This is a genomic window from Wolbachia endosymbiont of Tuta absoluta, from assembly GCF_059414725.1.
In genome coordinates, this window is record NZ_JBNRJY010000532.1 from 1 (window position 1) to 517 (window position 517).

Annotated in this window: 1 pseudogene; it reads left to right on the forward strand. The window is 40.8% G+C overall.

Annotated features, from left to right (window positions below):
* Positions 1-380 precede the first annotated feature (380 nt).
* A pseudogene (locus ACJ5GX_RS05900) lies at positions 381-517 on the forward strand (YqaA family protein); the annotation flags it as partial.

Sequence of the window (517 nt, forward strand, 5' to 3'; positions counted from 1 at the left end):
CGGATTTTTTCAATAAGTTTTTTGTTTTAACCACTATTCACTTATGCAGGATTTTATCAAGAAGAAATATTTTTCATTTAAATTATGTACCACTCGAGCGGCATGCCATTACAGTTTGGTATTCAATGTCAGATGTGATGCTGGCTTAGAATAGCATCCCCCCCATTACTTTATCTTGGGTGTCGTAAGAAGCGACTTGACGTGACGACGTGATGCTATTCAAAGCCAGCATCACACGGCAACGACACTGCGCGCATTAGACGACAAAATATGTCGTGGCCGGGCTGGTAAAGTTGTTTTCCCTGACAGCCTCAGAATTAGATGTATTCTAATGTATTTGTTTTGCTGGAAACCCTGAGAACCCTTACTTACGTCACGATCGATCACATCACAAATTAGAGAATGAAGACAAAACACCAAAAATTGTAAGGCACCTACTGATTTGTGCAGTTGCATTGCTTTCGTGGGTACCAGCACTTGGAAGTGTGACTCAGATTTTATCCGGTTACTTCAAGTT